This window comes from Janthinobacterium breve (assembly GCF_051380895.1).
Classification (GTDB): Bacteria; Pseudomonadota; Gammaproteobacteria; order Burkholderiales; family Burkholderiaceae_D; genus Janthinobacterium.
Genome location: NZ_JBNYXY010000012.1, coordinates 260,884 through 284,296 on the forward strand (window position 1 = coordinate 260,884; position 23,413 = coordinate 284,296).

At 62.8% G+C, this 23,413-nt stretch carries 21 protein-coding genes and 4 tRNA genes; 7 read left to right on the top strand and 18 right to left on the bottom strand.

Annotation, left to right across the window (positions count from 1 at the left end; genetic code table 11):
• Nucleotides 1-134 precede the first annotated feature (134 nt).
• The 5 genes from ACQ4W0_RS24650 to ACQ4W0_RS24670 all read right to left on the bottom strand — a co-directional run bounded on the left by ACQ4W0_RS24650 (nt 135) and on the right by ACQ4W0_RS24670 (nt 7,379).
• Entirely contained in the window at nt 135-1,580 is a 1,446-nt protein-coding gene (locus ACQ4W0_RS24650) for an efflux transporter outer membrane subunit (RefSeq protein WP_436579180.1), read from the bottom strand.
• A 44-nt stretch (nt 1,581-1,624) separates the two neighbouring features.
• Entirely contained in the window at nt 1,625-4,825 is a 3,201-nt protein-coding gene (locus tag ACQ4W0_RS24655) for an efflux RND transporter permease subunit (protein ID WP_436579147.1), read from the bottom strand.
• A gap of 2 nt (nt 4,826-4,827) precedes the next feature.
• Nucleotides 4,828-6,072 carry an efflux RND transporter periplasmic adaptor subunit gene (locus ACQ4W0_RS24660; protein WP_436579148.1) on the bottom strand — a complete coding sequence of 415 codons (1,245 nt, stop codon included), beginning with the start codon at nt 6,070-6,072 and terminating at the stop codon, nt 4,828-4,830.
• A gap of 279 nt (nt 6,073-6,351) precedes the next feature.
• The gene (locus tag ACQ4W0_RS24665; RefSeq protein ID WP_436579149.1) at nt 6,352-7,212 is read right to left on the bottom strand and encodes an alpha/beta hydrolase; all 861 of its coding nucleotides are present in this window, start codon (nt 7,210-7,212) and stop codon (nt 6,352-6,354) included.
• Nucleotides 7,209-7,379 (bottom strand): hypothetical protein, encoded by a 171-nt coding sequence (locus ACQ4W0_RS24670; RefSeq protein WP_436579150.1) that lies wholly within the window; start codon nt 7,377-7,379, stop codon nt 7,209-7,211. Before ACQ4W0_RS24670 ends, ACQ4W0_RS24665 begins: the two co-directional genes overlap by 4 nt.
• A gap of 189 nt (nt 7,380-7,568) precedes the next feature.
• Between ACQ4W0_RS24670 and ACQ4W0_RS24675 the strand changes: the two genes are divergently transcribed.
• The 3 genes from ACQ4W0_RS24675 to ACQ4W0_RS24685 are packed head-to-tail and all read left to right on the top strand — an operon-like array spanning nt 7,569 to nt 9,951.
• Entirely contained in the window at nt 7,569-8,531 is a 963-nt protein-coding gene (locus ACQ4W0_RS24675; protein WP_436579151.1) for a LysR family transcriptional regulator, read from the top strand.
• The gene (locus ACQ4W0_RS24680; RefSeq protein WP_436579152.1) at nt 8,528-9,499 is read left to right on the top strand and encodes a D-2-hydroxyacid dehydrogenase; all 972 of its coding nucleotides are present in this window, start codon (nt 8,528-8,530) and stop codon (nt 9,497-9,499) included. Before ACQ4W0_RS24675 ends, ACQ4W0_RS24680 begins: the two co-directional genes overlap by 4 nt.
• Nucleotides 9,496-9,951, top strand: coding sequence for a hypothetical protein (locus ACQ4W0_RS24685; protein ID WP_436579153.1), 456 nt, complete (start codon nt 9,496-9,498; stop codon nt 9,949-9,951). Before ACQ4W0_RS24680 ends, ACQ4W0_RS24685 begins: the two co-directional genes overlap by 4 nt.
• Before the next feature lie 3 nt (nt 9,952-9,954).
• Here ACQ4W0_RS24685 and ACQ4W0_RS24690 read toward each other — a convergent pair whose 3' ends face one another.
• The 7 genes from ACQ4W0_RS24690 to ACQ4W0_RS24720 all read right to left on the bottom strand — a co-directional run bounded on the left by ACQ4W0_RS24690 (nt 9,955) and on the right by ACQ4W0_RS24720 (nt 15,007).
• On the bottom strand, nt 9,955-10,467 hold the full coding sequence (locus ACQ4W0_RS24690) for a DUF1993 family protein (protein WP_436579154.1): 513 nt from the start codon (nt 10,465-10,467) through the stop codon (nt 9,955-9,957).
• Nucleotides 10,464-10,961 (bottom strand): hypothetical protein, encoded by a 498-nt coding sequence (locus tag ACQ4W0_RS24695; RefSeq protein ID WP_436579155.1) that lies wholly within the window; start codon nt 10,959-10,961, stop codon nt 10,464-10,466. The genes ACQ4W0_RS24690 and ACQ4W0_RS24695 overlap by 4 nt, the downstream gene beginning before the upstream one ends.
• A 55-nt stretch (nt 10,962-11,016) precedes the next feature.
• Nucleotides 11,017-11,898 (bottom strand): extracellular catalytic domain type 1 short-chain-length polyhydroxyalkanoate depolymerase, encoded by an 882-nt coding sequence (locus tag ACQ4W0_RS24700; protein WP_436579156.1) that lies wholly within the window; start codon nt 11,896-11,898, stop codon nt 11,017-11,019.
• Nucleotides 11,899-11,969: 71 nt separating this feature from the next.
• A complete protein-coding gene (locus tag ACQ4W0_RS24705) occupies nt 11,970-13,193 on the bottom strand; it encodes a sensor histidine kinase (protein WP_436579157.1) in 1,224 nt (407 codons plus the stop codon).
• On the bottom strand, nt 13,190-13,873 hold the full coding sequence (locus ACQ4W0_RS24710) for a response regulator transcription factor (protein WP_436579158.1): 684 nt from the start codon (nt 13,871-13,873) through the stop codon (nt 13,190-13,192). The genes ACQ4W0_RS24705 and ACQ4W0_RS24710 overlap by 4 nt, the downstream gene beginning before the upstream one ends.
• Nucleotides 13,870-14,424, bottom strand: coding sequence for a GNAT family N-acetyltransferase (locus ACQ4W0_RS24715; protein WP_436579181.1), 555 nt, complete (start codon nt 14,422-14,424; stop codon nt 13,870-13,872). The genes ACQ4W0_RS24710 and ACQ4W0_RS24715 overlap by 4 nt, the downstream gene beginning before the upstream one ends.
• A gap of 19 nt (nt 14,425-14,443) precedes the next feature.
• On the bottom strand, nt 14,444-15,007 hold the full coding sequence (locus ACQ4W0_RS24720; RefSeq protein ID WP_436579159.1) for a GNAT family N-acetyltransferase: 564 nt from the start codon (nt 15,005-15,007) through the stop codon (nt 14,444-14,446).
• Between the two features lie 179 nt (nt 15,008-15,186).
• Between ACQ4W0_RS24720 and ACQ4W0_RS24725 the strand changes: the two genes are divergently transcribed.
• Complete coding sequence (locus tag ACQ4W0_RS24725) at nt 15,187-15,954, top strand: CPBP family intramembrane glutamic endopeptidase (RefSeq protein WP_436579160.1); 768 nt, start codon at nt 15,187-15,189, stop codon at nt 15,952-15,954.
• A gap of 229 nt (nt 15,955-16,183) precedes the next feature.
• Nucleotides 16,184-16,690 carry a P-loop nucleotide/nucleoside kinase family protein gene (locus tag ACQ4W0_RS24730; RefSeq protein WP_436579161.1) on the top strand — a complete coding sequence of 169 codons (507 nt, stop codon included), beginning with the start codon at nt 16,184-16,186 and terminating at the stop codon, nt 16,688-16,690.
• Here the strand turns inward: ACQ4W0_RS24730 and ACQ4W0_RS24735 are convergent.
• A complete protein-coding gene (locus tag ACQ4W0_RS24735) occupies nt 16,687-17,832 on the bottom strand; it encodes an alpha-hydroxy acid oxidase (protein ID WP_436579162.1) in 1,146 nt (381 codons plus the stop codon). The genes ACQ4W0_RS24730 and ACQ4W0_RS24735 overlap by 4 nt on opposite strands.
• Nucleotides 17,833-17,926: 94 nt before the next feature.
• Nucleotides 17,927-18,886, bottom strand: a complete 960-nt coding sequence (locus ACQ4W0_RS24740; protein ID WP_436579163.1) for a phytanoyl-CoA dioxygenase family protein — start codon at nt 18,884-18,886, stop codon at nt 17,927-17,929.
• Between the two features lie 115 nt (nt 18,887-19,001).
• Between ACQ4W0_RS24740 and ACQ4W0_RS24745 the strand changes: the two genes are divergently transcribed.
• Complete coding sequence (locus ACQ4W0_RS24745; RefSeq protein ID WP_436579164.1) at nt 19,002-19,874, top strand: helix-turn-helix domain-containing protein; 873 nt, start codon at nt 19,002-19,004, stop codon at nt 19,872-19,874.
• An 81-nt stretch (nt 19,875-19,955) separates the two neighbouring features.
• Here the strand turns inward: ACQ4W0_RS24745 and ACQ4W0_RS24750 are convergent.
• Nucleotides 19,956-20,032: transfer RNA gene (locus ACQ4W0_RS24750), tRNA-Arg, on the bottom strand.
• A 270-nt stretch (nt 20,033-20,302) separates the two neighbouring features.
• Here ACQ4W0_RS24750 and ACQ4W0_RS24755 point away from each other — a divergent pair.
• Nucleotides 20,303-22,486, top strand: coding sequence for a hypothetical protein (locus ACQ4W0_RS24755; RefSeq protein WP_436579165.1), 2,184 nt, complete (start codon nt 20,303-20,305; stop codon nt 22,484-22,486).
• A gap of 120 nt (nt 22,487-22,606) precedes the next feature.
• On the opposite strand, the gene ACQ4W0_RS24760 is transcribed toward ACQ4W0_RS24755, so the two are convergent.
• The 3 genes from ACQ4W0_RS24760 to ACQ4W0_RS24770 all read right to left on the bottom strand — a co-directional run bounded on the left by ACQ4W0_RS24760 (nt 22,607) and on the right by ACQ4W0_RS24770 (nt 22,997).
• A tRNA-Arg gene (locus tag ACQ4W0_RS24760) sits at nt 22,607-22,683 on the bottom strand.
• A 78-nt stretch (nt 22,684-22,761) separates the two neighbouring features.
• Nucleotides 22,762-22,838: transfer RNA gene (locus ACQ4W0_RS24765), tRNA-Arg, on the bottom strand.
• 82 nt (nt 22,839-22,920) lie between these two features.
• Nucleotides 22,921-22,997 (bottom strand) — tRNA-Arg (locus tag ACQ4W0_RS24770).
• Between the last annotated feature and the right edge of the window lie 416 nt (nt 22,998-23,413).

Genomic DNA, 23,413 nt, shown 5'->3' on the forward strand with positions numbered 1-23,413 from the left:
GTACTTACGCGGCCTTTCCGCAAACGGATTCAACTTGCAGAAAACAAAAAAACGGCGCCGTGCTTTGCACGACGCCGTTTTCACGATGCTTTCCTTGCCGCGGGCCGGGAATGCCAGCCCGCGGTACCGGGAAACTAGTTGGCAGCCACCTGCGGCTCGACATCTCCCCAGCCGCCGCCCAGGGCGCGGATCAGCGCCACCGTGGTAACGGCGCGGTTGCCGCGCAGTTGCACGGCGTTGCGCTCGATGGACGCCAGGTTGCGCTGCGCGTCGAGCAAGTCCAGGTAGCTGGAACGGCCCGCGTCGTACAGCTTTTGCGCCAGGTCGGCCGAACGGCGCGCCGAAACAACGGCTTCGTCGATCTGCTGCGTCTGGCCCGACAGGATGCGCAAGCCGGCCAGATTGTCTTCCACCTCGGCGAACGCCACCAGCACGCTCTGGCGATACGTCGCCACCGATTCTTCCAGCTGCGCTTCGCTACGGCTCACGGCTGCCTTGTTACGGCCGCCGTCGATGATGGGCATCGACATCAGGGCGCCCAGCAGCCAGGAACGGCTGCTCCACTTGAAGATATCCGCGAAGGTATCGGATGCGCCGCCGCCGGAGGCGTTCAGGCTCAAGGCGGGGAACATGGCCGATTTGGCCACGCCGATGCGCGCATTCGACGCTTCCATGGTGCGCTGCGCCGACGCGATGTCGGGACGGCGCTCCAGCAGGGACGACGGCATGCCGGCCGGGATCACGGGCAGGAAGCCGCTGTCCTGCAGCGGGTTGACGGTCGCCGTGAAGCTGGCGGCCGGCTTGCCCAGCAGCACGGCCAGCGCATGTTCGCCGGTGGCGCGCTGGCGCTGCAGGCCGATGGCTTCGGCGCGCACCGTCGACAGCTCCGTGCGGGCACGCGACAAATCGAATTCGCCAATATCGCCCAGGTCATAGCGGCGCTGGTTCACATGCACGCTTTCCTCGCGCAGGCGCACCGTCTGCTCCAGTGTCGCCAGTTCGGCGTCCGTGGCGCGCAGCTGGAAGTAGGTCTGCGCCACGTCGGCCTGCAAGGACAGCAGCACCGAGCGGTAAGTCGCCTCCACGGCCAGCGCGTCGCTGCGCGAGGCGTTGACGTTCGAGGCCACGCGGCCGAACAGGTCGACTTCGTAGCTGGCCGTCAGGTTGGCCTGGTAGACATTCGTGGCCGCCACCGGCGCGCCGTTCGGCAAGCCGAGCGACACGGCGGAGGCGCGGTTGCGCTGGCCGCCCACGTTCACGCCCACTTGCGGGATGCGGTCCGCTTCGGCGATGCCGGCAATCGCCCTCGCCTGCTTGACGCGGGCGGCGGCGACAGCCAGGTTGGCATTCGCTTGCGTGGCTTCGTTGATCAGGCTAGTCAAAGCCGGATCATTGAAGGCCAGCCACCATTCGCCGCGCGCCTGGCGCTCGGCTGGCACGCCCTGCTTCCAGCGCGTGCCGTCGGCCGCCGTCTGCACGGCCGGCAAGGTTTGCGCTTCCTTGAACGCCGTCGGCGTCTCGATCTGCGGCTGCTTGAACTCCGGCGCCGCGCAGGCGGCCAGCAGCACGGCGGCGGCCATGGCGGTCAACACGGGCTTGACACGCCAGATGATTTCCTTGGTTTTCAATATATATCTCCTTCCAGGTCCAGCGCTGGCGCGGCGACAGGCTTGGCGGCAGCGGCGGCTGGTTTTTTCTCAAAACGCTGCGCCAGGGTGCGCAGCAGTACGTAGAACACGGGCGTCAGGAACAGGCCGAAGAAGGTCACGCCCAGCATGCCGGCAAACACCGCCACGCCCATGGCATGGCGCATTTCCGAACCGGCGCCGTGCGAGAACACCAGGGGCACCACGCCCATGATGAAGGCGATCGACGTCATCAGGATCGGACGCAAACGCAGACGGCACGCTTCCAGCGCCGCTTGCACGACACTGCGGCCATGCTCTTCCAGTTCGCGGGCAAATTCCACGATCAGAATCGCATTCTTCGACGCCAGCCCCACCAGCACGAACAGCGCGATCTGGGTAAACACGTTGTTGTCGCCACCGGTCAATTTGACGCCCAACAAGGCGCAAAGGATCGACATCGGCACGATCAGGATCACGGCCAGCGGCAAGGTCCAGCTTTCGTACTGGGCAGCGAGCACCAGGAACACCAGCAGCACGCACAGCGGGAAGACATAGATCATCGTATTGCCGGACAAGATGTCCTGGTAGGTCAGCTCCGTCCATTCATACGAAATCCCTTGCGGCAGCACTTCCTTGGCGATGCGTTCCAGCGCGACTTGCGCCTGACCACTCGACACGCCAGGCGCGGCGCCGCCGTTGAAATCGGCTGCGGCGTAGGCGTTGTAGCGCTGCACGCGGTCAGGACCATAGCTATCCTTGACGCGCATCAACGACGACAGCGGGATCATTTCACCCTTGTTATTACGGACTTTCAGCTGCGCGATATCCTGCGCATGCGAACGGAACGCGGCATCGGCTTGCACGCGCACCTGGTAGGTGCGGCCAAACTGGTTGAAGTCGTTCACGTACAGCGAACCCAGATTGATCTGCAAGGTCTGGTAAATCGTTTGCAGCTGCACGCCCATCTGCTTGGCTTTCACGCGGTCGACGTCGGCAAACAGCTGCGGCACGTTGATCTGGTAGCCCGAGAACACGCCCGCCAGTTCCGGCGTCTGGTACGCCTTGGCGGCCAGTGCCTGGGTAGCGTTGTACAGCGCGTCGTAACCGAGGTTGCCGCGGTCTTCGATCATCATCTTGAAGCCGCCGATGGTACCGAGGCCGTTGACCGGTGGCGGCGGGAAGACCATGATGAAGGCGTCCTGGATGCCGCCCAGGCGCTTGTTGATCTCGGCCGCGATGGCGCCGCCGGACAGCTCCTTGGTGGTGCGTTCGTCGAACGGCTTCAGGGTGGCGAACACGATACCGGCGTTCGGCGCATTGGTAAAGTCGTTGATCGACAGGCCGGGGAAGGCGATGGTCGATTCGACGCCAGGCACCGACTTGATGACATCGGACATGCGGCGCACGACATCTTCCGTGCGGTCCAGCGAAGCAGCGTCGGGCAATTGCGCAAAGCCCACCAGGTATTGCTTGTCCTGTGCTGGCACGAAGCCGGCCGGCACGGACTTGAAGGTGAAGATGGCGGCAACGACCAGCAGCGCATACACGCCCAGCGAGGCGCTCTTGCGGCCCAATACACCTTTCACGCCTGCTTCATAGCGGTGCGAAGCGCGGCCGAAGAAGCGGTTGAACCAGGCGAAGAAGCGGCCGAAGACCATGTCCATGCCGCGCGTCAGCGCGTCTTTCGGCGCATCGTGCGGTTTCAGCAGCGCGGCCGACAGGGCTGGCGCCAGGGTCAGTGAGCTGAAAGCGGAGATCACGGTCGAAATGGCGATGGTCAGCGCGAACTGACGATAGAACTCGCCCGACAGGCCAGGCACGAAGGCGATCGGCACGAATACGGCGCACAGCACCAGGGCGATGGCGACGATAGGACCGCTGACTTCTTTCATAGCCTGGATGGTGGCGTCGCGCGGCGACAAGCCTTCCTCGATGTTGCGCTCGACGTTTTCCACCACCACGATGGCATCATCGACGACGATACCGATGGCCAGAACGAGGCCGAACAGCGACAGCGTGTTGATCGAGAAGCCAAAGCCCAGCATCACGGCAAAGGTACCGACGATGGAGACGGGGACGGCCAGCAGCGGAATGATGGAGGCGCGCCAGGTTTGCAGGAAGATGATCACCACCAGCACCACCAGGGCGATGGCTTCGAGCAGGGTATGGATCACCGCTTCGATGGACGAACGCACGAACTGCGTGGGGTCGTATTCGATGCGGTATTCCACGCCTTGCGGGAAGTCTTTTTTCAGCTCCTCCATCTTGGCGCGCACGTCGGAAGACAATTGCAGCGCGTTGGCATTCGGCGCTTCGAAAATACCCATGCCGACGGCCGGATTATTATTCAGCAGCGAACGCAGCGAGTAGCTGTTGGCGCCCATTTCCACGCGCGCCACATCCTTCAGGAGCGTCACGGCGCCGTCGGCATTCGTGCGCACGATGATGGCGCCGAATTCCTCGGGCGTTTGCAGACGGCCCTGGGTATTGACGGTCAACTGGAAGTCCGAGTTCTTCGCTGGCGAGGCGCCGATCACGCCGGCTGCCACCTGCACGTTCTGCTCACGGATGGCGTCGACGATGTCATTGGCCGTCATGCCGCGCGCCGCTACCTTTTGCGGGTCGAGCCAGATGCGCATGGCGTAGTCGCCGGCACCGAAGATCTGGATGTCGCCCATGCCGGGCAAACGGGCCAGCTGGTCCTTGACGTTCAGCACCGCGTAGTTACGCAGATACATGTCGTCATAGCGCTTGTTCGGCGAGACCAGATGCACCACCATGGTCAGGTTAGGCGATGATTTCACGGTCGTCACGCCGATCTGGCGCACTTCTTCGGGCAGGCGCGGCAAGGCGCGCTGCACGCGGTTCTGCACCTGCGTCTCGGCCTGCTCGACGTTGGTGCCGATCTTGAAGGTCACGGTCAGCATCATCGAACCATCGGACGTGTTTTGCGAGGACATGTAGAGCATGTTCTCGACGCCGTTGATCTGCTCTTCGAGCGGTGCGGCGACGGTTTCGGCGATCACTTTCGGGTTGGCGCCCGGATACTGCGCGCGCACCACCACGGATGGCGGCACGACGTCGGGATATTCGGAGATGGGCAGGCCGAATATCGACAGCAGCCCGGCCACGAATATGACTATCGACAGCACCGCCGCGAAAATCGGCTTGTCGATGAAAAAGCGGGAAAAATTCATGTTTATTCCTTGGAAGTCGATGCCGCTTTGGCGGCGATCTTGGCGTCTTTTACTTCAGGTTTCGCGGGGGCGACCGGCGCGGTCGGGTCGAAATCCATGGCCACCATCTGCGGCGTCACCGGCGCGCCGGGGCGCACGCGCTGCAAACCGTTGACGACGATCTTTTCGCCCGCTTTCAAGCCTTCGCGCACCACGCGCAAGCCGTCCGAGTTCGGGCCCAGCTTGACGGCGCGGTATTCGGCCTTGTTGTCGGCGCCCACCACGTAGACGTACTTGCGGCTTTGATCCGTGCCCACGGCGCGGTCGCTGATCAACAGCGCCGTGCTTTGCGCCTTAGGGCCATTGCCGCCGTCGAGCTGGATGCGCGCGAACAGGCCCGGCACCAGCTGGCGCTCGGCATTGGCAAAGGTGGCGCGCATGCGCACGCTGCCCGTGGCCGGGTCGAGTTGGTTGTCGACGAATTCCAGCTTGCCTTCATGCGGGAAGCCCGTTTCGTTGGCCAGGCCCACCTTGACGGTGACGGGCGTGCCCTTTTGCGCTGTGCCGGCCACGCGCAGATACGTATCTTCATCGCCATCGAAGCTGGCGTAGATGCGGTCCGTCGAGACCACCGACGTCAGGATGGCGGAAGCGTCGATCAGGTTGCCGACGGTGATTTCAGCCTTGCTGACACGGCCGCTGATCGGTGCCTGCACCTGCGTGTACGACAGGTTCAGCTTGGCCGCTTCATACGCGGCTTGCGCCGAGCGGGCGTTCGCGTCCAGCTCTTTCAAGCCCGACGCCTTTTCATCGAATTCGCGCTGCGCGATGGCTTTTTCAGCCAGCAGCTTTTCAGCGCGCGACAGTTCCAGCTTGGCCAGTTCCGCCTTGGCGCGGGCGGAAGCTGCCGTGCCTTCGGCGCGCGACACTTCGGCCTGGAATGGACGTGGATCGATGACGAACAGCACCTCGCCCTTTTTCACTTCGCTGCCCGGCTTGAAGTTGACGGCCGTGATGAAGCCGCCGACGCGGGAGCGGATTTCCACGCGCTCGATCGCTTCCAGGCGGCCCGAGAATTCCTGCGTTTCCGTGATCTGTTTTTCCACCACGGCGGCGGCCGAGATGGGCGGGCCGCCGGCCGCTGGCGCGTCGGGCACTTTGCTGTTGGCAGAATCGCAACCGGCCAGGCTCACGGCCACCAGTCCTGCCAGCGCGAGCGAGGCAGCCAGGGGCTTCAGCAGAGTGGAAAATTGTTGAACGTTTTTCATTTTATTTCCCTGTTTTATGAAAATTTCTAATGGTATGGGCGGCAGGAAGCAACCCAGCTAAAAATGGAAACTGCAGCGTATGGTGGTGCCATGGCGCCCGACGGCGCTCGATCAAAGGTAAACAGGCCGCCAGCTGCTTAAAAGCGGACGGGGACGACAAAGCTGGCTGTGCGAGCGCACAACTCAGGCAAGATGGGAACTACACTGCATAGTGTAGCAACCGAAACTCAAAAAGTAAACTGATTAGTGTAGGTTTTTTCAGTACCGCAGATGGCGGCTTTATGACTCGGGCTCTTGCCCCAGTCCAGCGACAAAGCTGGCGATTTCACCCAATACCTGCACCTTGCAGGCACATTCATTGCGGGCGGTCGCGTCTTGCAGCGGCGCGGCGGCCATGCGCCGCACGGTGGTCTTGATGCCGCAGGCGATCAGTTTGCTGCCGTATTGTTCAGCCTCGTCTCGCAATGGGTCATCTTCGCTGGACAGGATGAGCGCCGGCGGCAGGTTCTTCAGGCGGCTCGACTGCAATGGCGACGCGTACGGATGGGTACGGTCAGCGGCATTCGGCAGGTAGCCGCGATAGGCGGCGGCGCACTGGTCGGCCACTTCCGCCAGGTCAGGACAACTGGGCAAACTACGCATCGAGCAGGTCGACAGGCCTGGGTCGAGCATGGGCATGATCAGCACCTGGCCCGCGAGGGGCGGTCCGCCCCGGTCGCGCGACATCATGGCGCACACGGCGGCCAGGTTGGCGCCCGCTTCGATGCCCGACACCACCATCTGCTTGCCCGTCCAGCCCAGCTTGGACTTGTTCTTTTTCGCCCACAGCAGCACGGCATGCGCGTCTTCCACGGCGGCGGGGAATGGCCGCACCTTCGCCAGCGTGTAGTTCGCGGCCAGCACCACGTGGTCCGGGTTGCTCAGCACGAGGCAGCGCAGGAAGTCGTCCGCATCGTCCAGATCGCCGTCGACAAAGCCGCCGCCATGGAAGAAGACGATCAGGCTGGACTGCTTGGCGCCCGGCACGCCGGCCGTGTAGACGCGCGCGGCAAGCGCATCCTGCGCGCCCTGCACCTGGATGTCGCGTATCTTCAGCGCCTGGCCAGGTGCCAGCTCGGCTGCAGTCTCGGCAAAGCTCATTGCGCTACCACCGGATGCACCGCAACATCGAGTACCGTGTCGTTCAGGCACAACAGGGCGACGCCGCCCATCTCATGGGTCAGGGCGCTATAAGCACTGGCTTCGCTTTGCGCCGCCAACGAGTATACGTCCGTCGATACCATCGCGGCCAGAGCGAGCGAGCTCATAGCGAGAGCAAGCACTGCAAAGATTCCATTCCGATGACCCATGATTTTTCTCCTGTGAACTTCCTGCGGCAATCAATTTATGCTGCAGTACAACAACTATAGACTTGATCTACAATCTGATAAAGAGTGCAATGACGAATTGATTGTTCAGGATTACGAACAATCACGGATAAAGTGATAAGGAATCAAGTGAACAAGCTGCAAGCCATGGAAGTTTTCATCCAAGTCGTCGATGCGGGCGGCTTTACGCGCGCGGCGGAAAACATGCAGCTGCCGAAGGCCACCGTGTCGACCCTGATCCAGTCGCTGGAAGCGAGCCTGTCGGTTAAGTTGCTCAACCGCACCACGCGCCACGTCAGCATCACCTCCGACGGCGCCGCCTATTACGAACGCTGCGTGCGCATCCTGTCGGACGTGCGCGAGGCGGAGGAATCGCTGTCACGCACGCGATTGAGCCCCAGCGGACGGCTGCGCGTGGATGCGCCCACGGCCCTGGCCAGCGAACTGATCATCCCCGCCCTGCCCGATTTTTTCGCCCGCTACCCCGACATCTCACTGGAACTCGGTTGCAGCGACCGTCCCGTCGACCTGATCGAGGAAGGCGTCGACTGCGCCGTGCGCGGCGGCGAGCTGGGCGACCTGAACCTGATCGCGCGCCGGGTCGGCGTGCTGCATTTCATCACCTGCGCCGCGCCCGGCTACCTGGCGCGCTATGGCACGCCGCTGCACCCGAACGACCTGGCGCAGCACCGGGGCGTGAATTTTTTCTCTGCCAAGACAGGTAAAACATTTGAATGGGATTTCACGCGCGCCGGCGAACGCATCCAGATGTCCATGCCCAGCCATATCGCCCTGAACGACTCGAACGCCTACGCGGCCGCCGGCCTGGCGGGCCTGGGCATCGTGCAAATGACGCATTTCATGCTTGCGCCGCTGATAGAACAGGGCAAAATGGTGGAATTGCTCGATGAATGGGAATCCGACCCGCTGCCCATCCACGTGATCTATCCGCCCAACCGCCATCTGTCCGCCAAGGTGCGCGTATTTGTCGAATGGGTCGCCGACATGTTTATCAACCACCCGGCCACGCAGCTGAAGGGCAAGAGCAGTCTTCCCAGTGCGCGCGCCCCCCAGACCGAGGCCCAGCCATGACCGCAACAAGCATATCGCCGCAGCGCATCGTCTTTCTCGACCGCGACAGCCTGATCGCCACTGTGCGTCCGCCCGCCTTCGCGCACAGCTGGAAAGAGTATCCGCACAGCAAGGGCAGCGAACAGATAGTTTCCCGACTGCAAGGTGCCAGCATCGCCATCACGAATAAAGTGCCGCTGCGCGCGGCCGAGCTAGCCCAGCTGCCGGACTTGAAAATGATCGCCGTGGCCGCCACCGGCACGGATATCCTCGACCTGGCCGCCTGCCGCGAACGGGGCATTGTCGTCGCGAATATCCGCGACTATGCGCGCGCCACCGTGCCCGAACATACGCTGGCCCTGATGCTGGCCCTGCGACGCCAGCTGGTCGCCTACCGCGCGGACGTGGAAGCGGGCCTGTGGCAGGCATCGGAGCGCTTCTGCCTGTTCGGCCACCCGATCCGCGACCTGGCCGGCAGCCGTCTGGGTTTGCTCGGTTACGGCACGCTGGGCAAGTCCGTGGCGCAGCTGGGGCGCGCCTTCGGCATGCAGGTGCAAGTCCACAACCGCTCGCCCATCGATGAAGCAGGCGTGACGCAAGTGACGTTCGACGAATTGCTGGCCACTTCCGACGTGCTGAGCCTGCACCTGCCGCTGACGGACAAGACGCGCAATATCATAGGCGCCAAGGAACTGGCGCGCATGCAGCCCACGTCCCTGCTGATTAACACGGCGCGGGGCGGCCTCGTCGATGAAGCGGCCTTGGCCGATGCCTTGAAAAACGGCGTGATCGCCGGCGCCGGTTTCGACGTGTTATCCAAGGAGCCGCCGCTGCCCGACAACCCGCTGTTGAATTTGCGCCTGCCCAACTTCATCCTCACGCCGCACACGGCCTGGGCCAGCGGCGAGGCCATGCAGAAACTGGCCGACATCTTGATCGACAACGTGGAAGCGTTTGAGCGGGGTGCGCCCACGAACGTGGTGGCATGAACGTATTGCACGAACTGGATGAACTGCTGGGACTGGCCGACGATGAATACGAGCGCCTCGACCTGTTCCTCGAAGCGGCTGAGCTGATCGGGCAACTGCGGACGGCCGACGTGGCCCCGCTGCTGGCTCTGTGGCAGGCGCGCGATCTATCTTGGCAGCAGCGCTACACGCAAGCGAGCAGCAACATCGACGGCGCCGTGCTGCGCGCCCTGCTGACCGGTTTGCTGCAGATCAAGGAGACCACCCACGGCGTGTTCGAACTGATGTCGCGCCTGCCGCCCGTGGCCGACAACTCTCCGCTCAGCGATGCCCTGCTCGATTACGCCGAGCAAGCTTGGCATGCGCACCAAGAGCGGCAGCGGCAAATCCAGATCAGTTGCTGGAGCTGCGGGCTGTCGGGCCGGCTGCTGAAGCGGCTCGGTTTGTCCTCATGGAAAGAAGCGGGCTTGTAGGAACTATGGCGCGGCGGGATGCTCAAAGCTGAAACCCGGCGCGTAAGAGTGATAACCGTCGAAATCGCCCTTGCCGATGGCCGCGCCGCCGCTGCGCGCGATCGCATACGCCATGCTGAAGTGAAAGTAGAAATTCGGCAAAATATACAAATTCAAATAGGCATCGGCCGGCAGCGCGATGTCGGCGAAACCGGCGCGGTCGCGGCAGATGCGCCCGGGCGGCCCGTCAAAGCGCTCCATGGGGATGGCCTTGAGGTAGCGCATGGTCTGCGCAATCTGTTCCTGCAGGCTGGCGGCGGCGCTGAAATCGGCCACTGCCAGCCCTGCCAGCGGGCAGCAGCCGCGCAGGGAAAAGCTCACGGCCGCGCGCACTTGCTGGGCGAAGGGCAGCATGTCCGGTTGCAAACGCGCCGCCAGCAGCTGCGTCGCCGTGCCCGTCTTGTCGAGCATGGAGGAAAGCTGCGTCAGCGAGCGGCAAAAGATGGCTGCGGGGTGGATGGACATCGCGTCCTTCATGCCACGCCCTCCTGCGCGGCAATCTTCTTCAGCACGCGGATCAGCCGGCGTTCATGGCGGCCCACGGCATCCCAGTGCCAGGCATCGGTCGGGCCGAATGCCGGGTAATGGCGCTGCCATTTTTCCGCACGCTTCTGCGAATTGGCGCCCACGTTCGACGCCAGGCCCTTGCCGCTGGACAGGCGCAGATACACGCGGATGACGCCCCAGCCTTCGCATACGTAGCGGTAAGTGAGGCCGCCGCACTTGGCCGGGTCAAGGGCGATACGGCGCGGGGCAAAGTGCCCGCCCATGTCCGGGTAATGGACGGCCAGGAGCACCTCGCTGGCGCCTTCGGCCTCCAGCCTGGCCGCATACGCGCACAGCTCGGCAGGCGAATGAAAATGCAGCGTTTCCTGTTCCGCCTCCGAATAGACTTGCGCCACGGCCGCGCCGGGCTTGGCGAAGATTGCCTCGGCCATGGCCGCGATACCTGCTTCTGAGATTGCCACCATGCTCTCCTCATTTGCCGCATAGCACTACAGCGATGGCCGCCATCCTAGCATGGCGTCAACGCCGATGGCGGCTGAAAAACTCCCAAATGACGTCATTCGCATCGATGGCGCGCGTGGTCTTGCCGATGGGCAGGCCGATATTGAAGGCATCGGCGCCGGGCCACGTGTGGCCGCCTTCCTTGACGCTGATCAAGGCCACGCTGGCGCCGCCTGCACCACTGCCCTGCTCCAGCCAACTGACCTGCGTGGCGTCGCCAGCCGCGCCAGCGATCAGGCGCTGCTGCGGCGTGGCGCCGTCGATGCCGTTGTGCCTGCGCCAGTAGCCAAGGGTGTCTTCAGCCGACAAGTAGCTGGCAGCCTTGCCCTCAAACTGCACCACCTTGTCGGCCGTGCCGTGTATCAGCAGCATGCCAACCTTGTCCTTCTTCTGGTGATGCTGGAGCACCGGTTCCGGCATGGGTGCGCCCACTGAGGCGACGGCAGCGAACTGCTGTGGCAGCTCGGCCGCCAGGCGCAGGGCAAAGAAACCGCCGCGCGACAAGCCCGTCGCATACACGCGTTTCTCATCGACGCGGTAATCCTGCTTGAGTTTACTCAACATGGATTGCGTGAAACCGATATCGTCCGTGCCCGCCAGGTAATCCATGCCGAAGCCCACGTTCCAGTCCTGCTTGATGCCTTGCGGATACACAACGATGAACTGGTGCCGCTCGGCCGTCTTGTTCATCTGCGTGTACAGCATTTGTTCCGCCATGCTCATGCCGCCTCCATGAAAATTGAAGACGACGGGAAACGCTTGCTGCGGCGCCTTGTCGTAGGCGGCGGGCGTGTAGACGATATAGCGGCGTTTTTCCTCCTTGTGCTGCAGCGATTGCACCTGGGCCAGCACGGGCGTGGACAGGCTGCACAGGATCAACAGGCTGATGGCGATTTTCATGGGCTTCCCTTCATGTAAAAGAGCCGCCAGCATAAGCAGAGCCAGGTGAAATCGCGGTGAAATCCGCCCCTCTATTGCACCTGGGCCGGCACCATGACGACACGGTACTGCGTCGCGCCGGGGTGGAAAGCAATTTCCCAGCGCATGGCCTGGGCCAGGCGCAGCAGCAGGTTCTGTCCATGCGCGAAGCCTTGGATGCGCCGCGGCTGCCCCGCCTGCAGCGTATTGACGATGCTCAGGCGGCCTTGCGCAAACGTCATGCTGATGCGGCAATCGCGGCCGCCATGGAACAGGGCATTGGCCAGGCAATTATTGATGAGCAACATCACCAGCTGCCCGTTGCCGGCCACGTCCAGCCGCTCGGGCAGCTCCAGGGTCAGCAAGCCGGCATCCCATGAAAAATCTTCAAGCAGGCGCAGCAGGCAATGCTCTATGCAGCCGCGTAACTCCACTGGCTCGCCGGGCAGCTGCTCGGCCCGCGCCAGCGCGAACAGCACGTCGATGGTGGCGCGCATCTCGTCCGTGGATTGCTGCAGCTGCGCTTGCCCTTCTACCGTCAAGGGCTGCGCATCGGCCAGCGCCAGGGTGTTGTGCATCAAGGTCAGCGGCGTGCGCAGTTCGTGGCTGACGTCGCGCGCGAAAGCGTGTTCGCGCTGCAGGGCCGTTTGCAGGTCGGCAAAGGTGGTTTCCAGGCGGCGCGCCAGGAAACCGATCTCGTCTGGACGGTCGCGCTCGCTGAAATGCATGGCGCTGCCGGGCGCCAGCTGGCGCGCCTCCTGCGCCAGGCGCTGCAAGGGCTGCACGAGACGCCGTGCCAGCCAGTAGGCCAGCAGCAGAGCCAGGCCGATCAGCGCCAGCGCCACGCCCGCCACGACACTGCCGACTTCCGGCACCAGGCGCGACACCACCAGCACGGGCGCCACGTCGGCCAGCAAATACGCTCGCTGCGGTTGGCCCGCAGCAACGAGGTCCAGCGCCAGCACGTGATAATGCTGGCCCGTCGTGGTAAACACTTCGGCGCGCGGGGCCGAAGGCGGCACCTGGTCTCGCACCCCTTGAGGCAAGTCAAGGTAGCTGCCATAAACCGTGATGAGGTCGCTACCAGACGGCGTAAGCTTGCCGTGCTGCTGCCAGCGCATGCTGACGGCCACCGCTTCGCGTTCGAGCAGGCGCTGCACCAGCATGTCTTCCGTCACGTAGGCGATCACCAGCGCCAGGCCCGTGTAACACAGGCATAGCAGGACGGTGAAGCCGGCCAGGGCGGCGAACAGGCGGCGGCTAATCGACTTGCTCATGGGGCCGCAGAGTCAAAGGCAAGCCGGTAGCCCAGCTGCGGGATGGTCACCAGCACGCCCGCCGCGCCAGCCAGTTCCAGTTGCTTGCGCAGCGCGTAGATGTGCGATTTCAGGACGTCGCTGTCGGGCGGCTGGCTGCCCCACAACTGTTGCAGCAAGGCCGAGCGCGATACGGCGTGCGGATGTTCGCGGCACAGCAGCAGCAAGATCTTGAAACCCGTCTGCGTCAGCGGCAGGGGAGCGTCACCGACCAGGGCGCGCCCTGCGCGCGTCTGCAAGGTGAATGGCCCTACGCGCATTTCCTGGTGCACGTGCAGCTGGTGGCGGCGCGCCAACGCTTCGCAGCGCAAGACCAGTTCGCGCAAGTCGAAGGGCTTGGTCAAATAATCGTCGGCGCCATCGCGAAAACCCCGCGCCTTGTCTTCATAGGCATCGCGTGCCGTCAGCATCAGAATCGGCACATTGCTGGGCGCCCCCGCCTTGATGGCGCGGCACACTTGCAAGCCATCGATGTCGGGCAGGTTCAGGTCCAGCAGCACCACGTCATAGCTGTTGCGCGTGGCCAACTCGACGCCCAGCGCACCCGTGCCAGCATGGTCCGTCTGCCAGCCCAAGCCGTCGAGAAAGTCGAGCACCTGGCGCGCGATGGCCAGGTGGTCTTCCACCAGCAGAATGCTCAAGCACAAGCGATGCATGGAACCCCGGCGATGCGCGCATACAGCCAGAAGTTGCCGGATTTTCCGCGAACCTGTCGGTAGCAGCGCAGATAACCTTCCCGCTCGAAAGCGCAGCGTTCCAGCACGCGGATCGAACGTTCATTGCCCTCCAGCACGGTCGCCTGGATGCGCAGGAGGCCCATGTGCTGGAAGCCCCAGTCCACGACAGCGTTCACGACGGAGGTGGCCACACCCTGGCCCCACACGGCAGGCGCCAGATCGTAGGCGATCTCCGCCGTGCGGTGCTGCGGGGAAATGGCATTCAAGCCGATCGTACCGACCAGCTGGCCGCCCTCGCGCAGCACCACAGCCAGCCGTATCGGCGAAGACGGCTCTGCCGATGCGTAGTCATCGAAATTGGCCTGCAGATCGTCAACGCAACGCAAGTCCCAGCTCGTGTGCTCCACGACAACAGGGTCGGCCAGATACGCGTACCAGGCGGGCGCATCGCTACGCTCCAGGTGGCGCAAAGTCACCAGTGGATGGGTGGGACAGGGCAAGCCAGCCGGTTTCATCATTCGCTCCTGCAATGATTCACGCGGCGCCCTTGCGCCGCACTTCCCACGTGCGCCGCAGCAAACCGTACAGGGCCGAATCGCTGACCTGGCCGCCCACGATCCAGCGTTCGGGCAAAAAGCCTTCCTTGTTAAAACCCTGGCGCTCGAGGGCGCTGGCCGAACCGGCATTGAGCGGGTCGATATCGGCTTCCAGGCGGTTCAAGTCGCGCTCGACGAAGGCGAATTCCAGCAGCGCGGACAAGGCTTCGTGCATATAGCCCTTGCCCCAATATGGACGGCCCAGCGCATAGCCGATTTCGGCGCGGCGGTTCTGGCGGTGCTCGGAAAACAGGCTGCAGCTGCCCAGGTATTCGCCCGTCGCCTTCAGCTCGACGGCGAAGCGGAAGAATTCTTCTTTCTCGAAAGCGGCAATGTCTTCGGCAATCTGGCGCGCCGCGCGGCCGGCATCAGTCCACGGCGGTTCGCTGAAATAGCGCATCACTTCGGGGTCCGCATGCATGGCGAATTGCGCCGCGTCATCGGATGGCTGCGGCTTGCGCAGGATCAATCGTTCAGTGGTGATGGTCTTGCTATAGGTCATGGCGCTCCAGTCTGACGGCAAACGGACGAATGCTTATTATTCCATGCAACTATAACGATGTGGCAATTTTGTGGCCGTGCTTTTAATGTACTATGGCAATGTTTTGACCATATCATTGATGCAACTTCATGATCCGCTTATGCACGCAGTAAAGAACGCAGCACACACCGAAGCCGACCATGTCCATCCCTAGAATCCACCTCACCATGCCGCTCGCCATCGTCGCACTGGCCGTCTGGCTGGCCTTGACAATGGGCGGCCGCTGGCTGGAGTCGGCCGGCTACGCCTTGCCGGGCGCAGCCGTCACCGGCCGTATCGGCCTGTCGTGGGCGCTGGCCGCACTGTTCGCGCTGGCGCTGCTGCTGGCGTCCGACCGGCGCCGCGCGACCGGCCTGTGCGCGCCACAACCATGGAAAACCACATGGCTGGTCTGGCCACCGTTGCTGTATGCCTTGCTGATGCTGTTGCTGGCCTGGGCGGGCGGCTGGCCGCAGCCGCGCGTACTGCTGATCGTGGCCTGCAATGCGGCGCTGGTGGCCATTTCGGAAGAACTGATGTTCCGCGCCATCTTGCTGCAGGGCATGCTGGACCGGTATGCCGTCTGGCCCGCCGTGTTGATGTCATCGGCGCTGTTCGGCCTGGCCCACACGGCTAACGGCCTGGCCACGGGCGACGTCAGCGGCGCCCTGTGGCAAGCCGTCGCCGCCACCTTGCAGGGCGTCGGCTATGCAGCCATCCGCCTGCGCACCCGCTCGGTATGGCCCATGGTACTCGTGCACGGCCTGTGGGACTACGCGCTGGTAACGGCCACCTTGCCGAACCCGGCCGAAGACGGCGCGTCGATCCTGCCATATGTCGCCCTGCTGGCCGTGCTGCCCTTGTGCCTGTATGGCGTCTACCTGCTGCGCCCCAGCCAGCGCGCCGCCATGTCGCAACTGCAACTATAATATTGCACCAAGATTTTCCATTCCGAAGGGCAATTGACAACGCCATCCGTCGCATGGCATCCTTATCCCATGCAATCACCATTTCCTCCCCTGCCATCGATTATTGCCGCCATTCCAACGATGGTGGCTTAGCAGGACAGTGATTGCCAAAGCCGCCCGGGAGGCGGCTTTGATTTGCAGCAACTGATCAAGACGTCTCGCAGGTTTTATTTCTTTTTAGCGAGCGACCATGTCCCCTACTTCCAGCACCAACGCTTCCCCCACCCTGCACCTCGTGTGCGGCAAGATTGCTTCGGGCAAATCCACCCTGACGGCCCGGCTGGCCAGCGCGCCGCAGACCGTGCTCATCAGCGAAGACAGCTTGCTGGCGCAGCTGTATCCGGGCCAGATCGCCAGTCTGGCCGACTACGTGGCCTGCGCGGCGCGGCTGCGCGCGGCCATCGCCCCTTTGGCCCTGCAGCTGCTGCAGGCGGGCGTGTCCGTCGTGCTCGATTTCCCCGCGAATACGCCGGCCAGCCGCGCCTGGATGCGCACACTGTTCCAGCAGGCGGGCACGCCGCACGTGCTGCATTACCTCGACGTGCCGGACGACGAATGCAAGGCGCGCTTGCGCCAGCGCAATGCCAGCGGATTGCACCCGTTCTCCACCAGCGATGCGCAATTTGATGACATCACGCGCCACTTCGTGCCGCCCGACGCGTCGGAAAGCTTTGATATTGTGCGGATAGAAGCTTAAAACGTTCCCGGCAGCAGGATTTTCTTGTCCACGTGCTGCAGGTCGCGCAAGCCGCAAAAGGCCATCGTCAAGTCGAGTTCGTTGCGGATGATGTCCAGGCATTTGGTGACGCCCGGGCCGCCCATGGCGCCCAGGCCGTATAAAAATGGGCGGCCGATGTACACGCCTTTTGCGCCCAGGGCCACGGCCTTGAGCACGTCCTGGCCCGAGCGGATGCCGCCATCCATGTGCACTTCGATCTGGCTGCCGACGGCGTCGACGATGGCGGGCAAGGCTTCGATCGACGATTGCGCGCCATCGAGCTGGCGCCCGCCATGGTTGGAAACGATCAGCGCATCGGCGCCGCTGTTGACGGCCAGGCGCGCGTCTTCCGGGTCCATGATGCCCTTGATGATCAGCTTGCCGCCCCAGCGCTGCTTGATCCATTCCACGTCCGCCCACGACAGGCTCAGGTCGAACTGCTGCTGCGTCCAGGCCGACAAAGACGACATGTCGGAAACGGACGTGGCGTGGCCGACGATGTTGCCGAATCCCCGCCGCTTCGTGCTCAGCATGCCCGCTACCCAGCGCGGCTTGGTGGCCATGTTGATGATGTTGGGAATCGTCAATTTCGGCGGCGCCGACAGGCCGTTGCGCAAATCCTTGTGGCGCTGGCCCAGCACCTGCAAGTCCAGGGTCAGCACCAGCGCGCCGCATTTGGCCGCCTTGGCGCGGTCAATCAGGCGGTTGATGAATTCGCGATCCTTCATCACATACAGCTGGAACCAGAACGGTTTGGTCGTGTTCGCCGCCACGTCCTCGATCGAGCAAATGCTCATGGTCGACAGGGTGAACGGCACGCCGAAGCGCTCGGCCGCCTGGGCCGCGAGAATTTCGCCATCCGCATGCTGCATGCCCGTCAAACCCGTGGGCGCCAGTGCCACCGGCATCGATGCGTGCTGACCCACCATGGTCGAGGCCAGGCTGCGATTTTCCAGGTTGACGGCTACGCGCTGGCGGAATTTGATTTTGGCAAAATCGCTGTTGTTGGCGCGGTACGTCGATTCCGTCCAGGAACCGGAATCGGCGTAGTCGTAAAACATGCGCGGCACCCGTTTCTGGGCCAGCACGCGCAAGTCTTCGATGCAGGTGATGATACTCATGCGTTTCCTCGGTCGATGGCAAGTCGGACCATGATCGGGCATTTACCCGCAATTGTCTATCCGGCAGGCAATGCCACCGGACCTAGCGCCACACTTACCAGTTGCGCGCGCCGAGGATCTTCTCGCCCAGCTCAGTCAAACGCGCTTGCGGGTAGCGCAGCTTTTCCTTTTCCTCGGGGTCACCGGGAAACGCATAGCCTTGCGGCGCGCTACGCTCGCGCCAGCTTTGCACGCGCCAGTCGCGCAAGGCTAGCTTGTCTTCCTGGGCTGGCGTGAAGGAGATGTATTGCGCCAGGCGCACCTGGTCGGTCGAGGTGTTCGGACGGATGCCGTGCGCCAGCAAGCTGTTAAAGATCAACAATTCGCCTTTCTTCATGGCGATGAATTCCATCGGATACGGCACCGTCGCCAGGTCCGGCTGCCATGGGTTGCGGTCCTTGGGCGCTTGTGCGCGCCATGCCAGCAAGTTGTTGAACAGTTCTGGATAGCACTGAAAACCGCCGCTCTCGGGCGAGGTATCGGACAGGGCCAGCACGCCCTGCACGTTGACGGGCAGCGGGTCGAGCGTGGTATCGGCATCCCAGTGGATGAAACCGCCAAACTTGCGCTTGCCATTGTTCGGTGTGTTCAGGTTGGCGCGGTCGATGGTCACCCACAGGTCCTCACGGTCCCAGATATCGACAAAAGCGTCGACCACGCGCCGCGTCTGGCGGTTATCCCACAGGGTCTGGTTGTGATACGCCTCGACCATGCCGGAACCGTTGAGCTCTTTCATCGCGTGGTCGCGCAGTTGGTCCCGGTTCCAGGTGGCGGGGTCGTTCTGGTCGAGTCCCTGGAATTGCCACAGGAAATCTGTCGTGCGGCGCACCTGCTCGGGCGACACCGCATCCTTGACGATCACGTAGCCATAGGTTTGCCAGTGCAAGAAGTCGCTGGCGGACAGCACGCGCAGGGGCAGCTGTTTCTGGATGTCGCGTAATTGGGTCTGCTCCGTGTAGGCCACGGACGGGTTGCCGGGACGGTCTTCGCCGTATTGATATCGATCTTCTTGCATCGCTGTCTCCTGTGTTGGTGTGAGACAGATTGTGCGCCGGCAGGGCCAGCTGAAATGCGCGCCGAGCGGCCAATACTGATACTATCCTGACTACTCACTCCCACAAAACGTCACAATGACGCCTCTATTCGAACAAGTCACGATACCCGCCGGCCACTCCTGGGGCTTGCTGTGGCGCGAACTCGACACCATTCCCTTCATCTGGCACTACCACCCGCAGTTCGAGCTGACCCTGACGGTGAATGCCCGGGGGCAACGCTACATCGGCGACCACCTGGGCGATTTCGAACCCGGCGACCTGGTGCTGCTGGGACCAAATTTGCCGCACACGTGGTCAGCCAGCGAGCGCATCGACAGCGCGCAGCCCATGCTGGCCGTCGTCGTCTGGTTTTCGCTGGAGTGGCTGGAGCAGCTGGCGGCCTGTTTTCCCGAATTGCACAGCTTGCGGCAACTGGCGGTCCGCGCCGGGCCCGCCCTGCACTTTTCGCCGGCAACGAGCGCGCGCAGCGCGGCCAAACTGCTGCAATTGCATGCCCTGCCCGTGCCGCAGCGCCTGCCGCTGCTGCTCGGCGTGCTGCTGGAACTGGCGGGCGATGGGGGCGCGCGGCCGCTGGCCTCAACAGCGCAGGCGCCGATGCCCGATGGCCAGCAAAAGCGCATGGCAGGCGTGTTTGATTTCATGCACGCGCATTTTCGGGAAGATATCGCACTGGAAACCCTGGCGCAGCGGGCGGCCCTGTCGCTGGGCGCCTTTCACCGCTGTTTCAAACGCCACGCGCATTGCACGCCGGGCGAGTACCTGGCGCGGCTGCGCATCGGCCGCGCCTGCCAACAATTGATCGAGAGCGAATTGCGCATCGCCGTCATAGCGCAAGAGGCGGGTTACCGCAACCTGGCCCATTTCAACCGCCAGTTCCGCGCCGCCAAGCAAGTCACGCCGCGCACGTTTCGCCTGCAGTACCGGTTCGCGGGCAAGCGCATTGGATAAAGCAGAATCGCAAGAGTGCGCCCATGCTGGGCGCACCAACGAAAAAGGGGATCAGATTTTACAATCTGATCCCCGATATTCTGGTGCGGCTGGCAGGAATTGAACCCACGACCCCTTGGTTCGTAGCCAAGTACTCTATCCAGCTGAGCTACAGCCGCCTAAGACAAGATTATAGCAGGGCTTTGCAGAATGGCAAAGGGCGTGGCGGCACTATTTCACAATTGACGGCCGCCCCTGCTTTCCACCGGCCGCCACACCCTAAAACTTGCATTTATCATCACATTTATTTTCTGACTGCGGCGCAAAACCGACACGTTTATTGCTTCTTGGCCATTATCAATGCATCTATGAAAAATAAATTGCTATTCATGGAAAACTTTGAGAATGTTTACTGGCGGTAATTTTAAAAAAAATACTAAGGGGATGTCATGAAAAAGAATTTGCACAAATTATTGCCACTGGCTGCCGCCTGCGCAGCCAGTTTCATGCTTGCCGCCTGTGGTGGCGGCAGCAGCAGCAGCAGCAGCAGCAGCCCCGCCGACCCGGCGCCACCCGTTCCTCCCGTCGTGCCCGTTGTGCCCGTCGTGCCGGCGCCAGCAACGACGCTCAGCGGCACCGCCGCCGTCGGCGCGCCCGTCTCGGGCAGCGTGATTGCCATCGATAGCAAGGGCAAAGTGTCCGTGGCGGTCAGCACCGGCGCCGGCGGGGCATTCACGGTCGACGTGGCCGGCATGACGGCGCCATTTTTCCTCAGCATCACCGGCACGGCCGGCGGCAAGCAAGTGACCATGAATTCCATCGCCACCGCAGCGGGACAAACCGTCAATATCACGCCGCTGACCGACCTGATCGTCTCTACGGCGTCGGGCCAGCCCGGCGGCGCGGCCCTTGCCACCGTCTGCGCGCCCGTTGCCAATGCAGTCCCGGCCGCCTGCACGGCGGCGCTGGCCAATGCGGCGACCCAGCAACGGCTCGATGCGGCCGTTGCCGCCGTCGTCGCCATGATCAAACCCATCAATACCAGCAATACCAATCCGCTGACAGGCGCTTTTATTGCCAACGGCACGGGCATGGACGCGGTGCTGGACCAGATCCTCGTCGCGCCTGCGGAAGCGCAAGGCGCCATGGCGACGGTCACGCTGATTGCCACCAACAGTACCCTGGGAAGCGTGACCTTGCCTGCCGCCGCCGGCGGCGCTGCGACGATACCCGCAGCGACGCCGCCATCGGATGCCGACCTGACCAAGGCGAACGCCGCAGCCAGTGTCTTGCCGGAAATCCGGGCCTGCATGGCCTCGCTCAGCGCGCTGTATCCGAAGACCGGTTTCGTCATACCGTCGACGGCGGCAGTGTCGCCGTTTATCGACAGCACGTTCAGCATGGGGGCAGCGGTGGGCAAGGCGGAAATCCTGTCCGCCCTGACCAGTCAGGACCAGGCCGCCCATGCCGGCCTGACGATCGAAGCACTGGGTCTGGCCAGTGTCAGCATGCAGCCCTTGAGCACGGATGAAATTGCCACGCTGACTTCCTCGAGCAGCACCTCGACGACGCGCGTCGCGGACTTCATCGCCAATCGCCTTGGCGCCGGGGCGACGGCCATCACCTTCACCGCAGGCAAGCCAAGCAGCGCATGGGTGCAGTTGCGCATAGGAGGCGACGCGGGCATGCTCAACTGGAAACTGGTCAAGACCAGCGACACCAGTGCCTGTGCCGGCGGCTGGAAACTGGCCGGCAGCGGCCATCTGGACATGCACATGAATGCACGCATCCAGCGCAGCCTCGATGGCGCGGGCACGGCCAGCTTTGCGCGCGAATGGGCTGCGCACGTCGAGCTTGACACCGTGCTGCAGGAAAATCCGGCCATCAACAAGATCGATGTACGGGGACCGGGCCTGACGACGTTCGGCGACTTCCAGACGCCCGGCACGACCGGCAGCAAATTGCAGCTGATCTTGCCAGCCACGGGCTACACCCAGATGCGGATTGCCGACAGCAATGGCGCCGCCAGCGCTTTCTACACTAACGCCGAAGCGATCCAAAGCTGCCAGGACCTGGCCAGCCTGCCCGCCAACACGCCGGGCCTGGGCGCCGGCACGGCGTGCATCGACGAGACGAAAGTGGCGCCTGGCAAGGTGTATGTGTGGACCCTGAAAACGCCGAACGGCCCCGTCAGCGCCTTCCCGTTCCAGATCAATGCCGTGCCGCTGTCGAAAGCCTTTGCCAGGGCCAACCAGGCCAGCCTGTTCGCCACGATCACCGGCATCACGCCGGCGAAACTGTCGTCCATCCCGGCCGCGACCCTGCTGGACGGCACGGTGACCTTTCATTACACGCAGTCTGCCACCTACGGTTCGAAAATGGATAACTGCGGCCTGTATTTGTTCAATGGCACCACGCCGGTGCTGAACGCGGAGCAAAATGCCGTTGGGCAAGAAACCTCGTGCACCTTCACGACCTCGGGCTTGAATACCCTGGCGTCGAATGTGACAGACCCGGCGCAGTCGGGCGTCTCGCTGTTCAAGTTCACCGGCCCGGTGACGAGTGGCGGACTGTGGGTGACCACCATCGTCCTGGGCAACCAGGCGTCCTCGGGCCAGCCTTATCCGAATTGATGCCCCGTTAGCGCATTGAAGCGCGCCGCGCTGCTGGCGGCGTGTTTCAAGCGACCGTTTGGATGCACGAAAAAAAACCCGGAAAGTTACCTTTCCGGGTTTTTTCTTTACTGCTTATACTGGTGCGGCTGGCAGGAATTGAACCCACGACCCCTTGGTTCGTAGCCAAGTACTCTATCCAGCTGAGCTACAGCCGCAAACTCTGACACACTTCGCCGGACGGCGCGAAGCTTGAAACTTTTATCAAAACGCAGCGAACTCCGTTATGGCAATACTGGTGCGGCTGGCAGGAATTGAACCCACGACCCCTTGGTTCGTAGCCAAGTACTCTATCCAGCTGAGCTACAGCCGCAAAACTTCTACAACAATCCATCAACAACATGGAGGTCAAACTTCTTACAACAAAACCAGGCAAAACCTGATTTTCAGTATTCTGGTGCGGCTGGCAGGAATTGAACCCACGACCCCTTGGTTCGTAGCCAAGTACTCTATCCAGCTGAGCTACAGCCGCGCAGGCAAACATTATAGCGTATTCATTTCGCTTTGAAAAGTTCGATTTTTCAATCGCTTAGCTGATTTTGCAGAATACCGCCCCGCACCATCAAGCCTCTTTTCACTGCCGAAAAGCCTACGCCTTTCATCGATGGACACACGTGCTTGCACAGTGGCATCCAGCGCATCGAGAAGTTGCTGTCTCGAAAGAAGCGGGATTATAGGGACTGCCTTCCCGCCTGTCCAGTCCTATCTGCAGGCGGCACGCAAGCGTGCGGTGGCGGTGCGCCGCTTGGGGCTACAATACCGGCCAGACAGGGGTGCTTGTGCCTCCTCTCATGCATGACGGCAGGCAGCTCCATCATGCCCCACTCACTGAGCTTAGCGATGGCGGCCCGGCGGGGCAGCAGCCTGTGCGGCAAACTCACCGTTGCA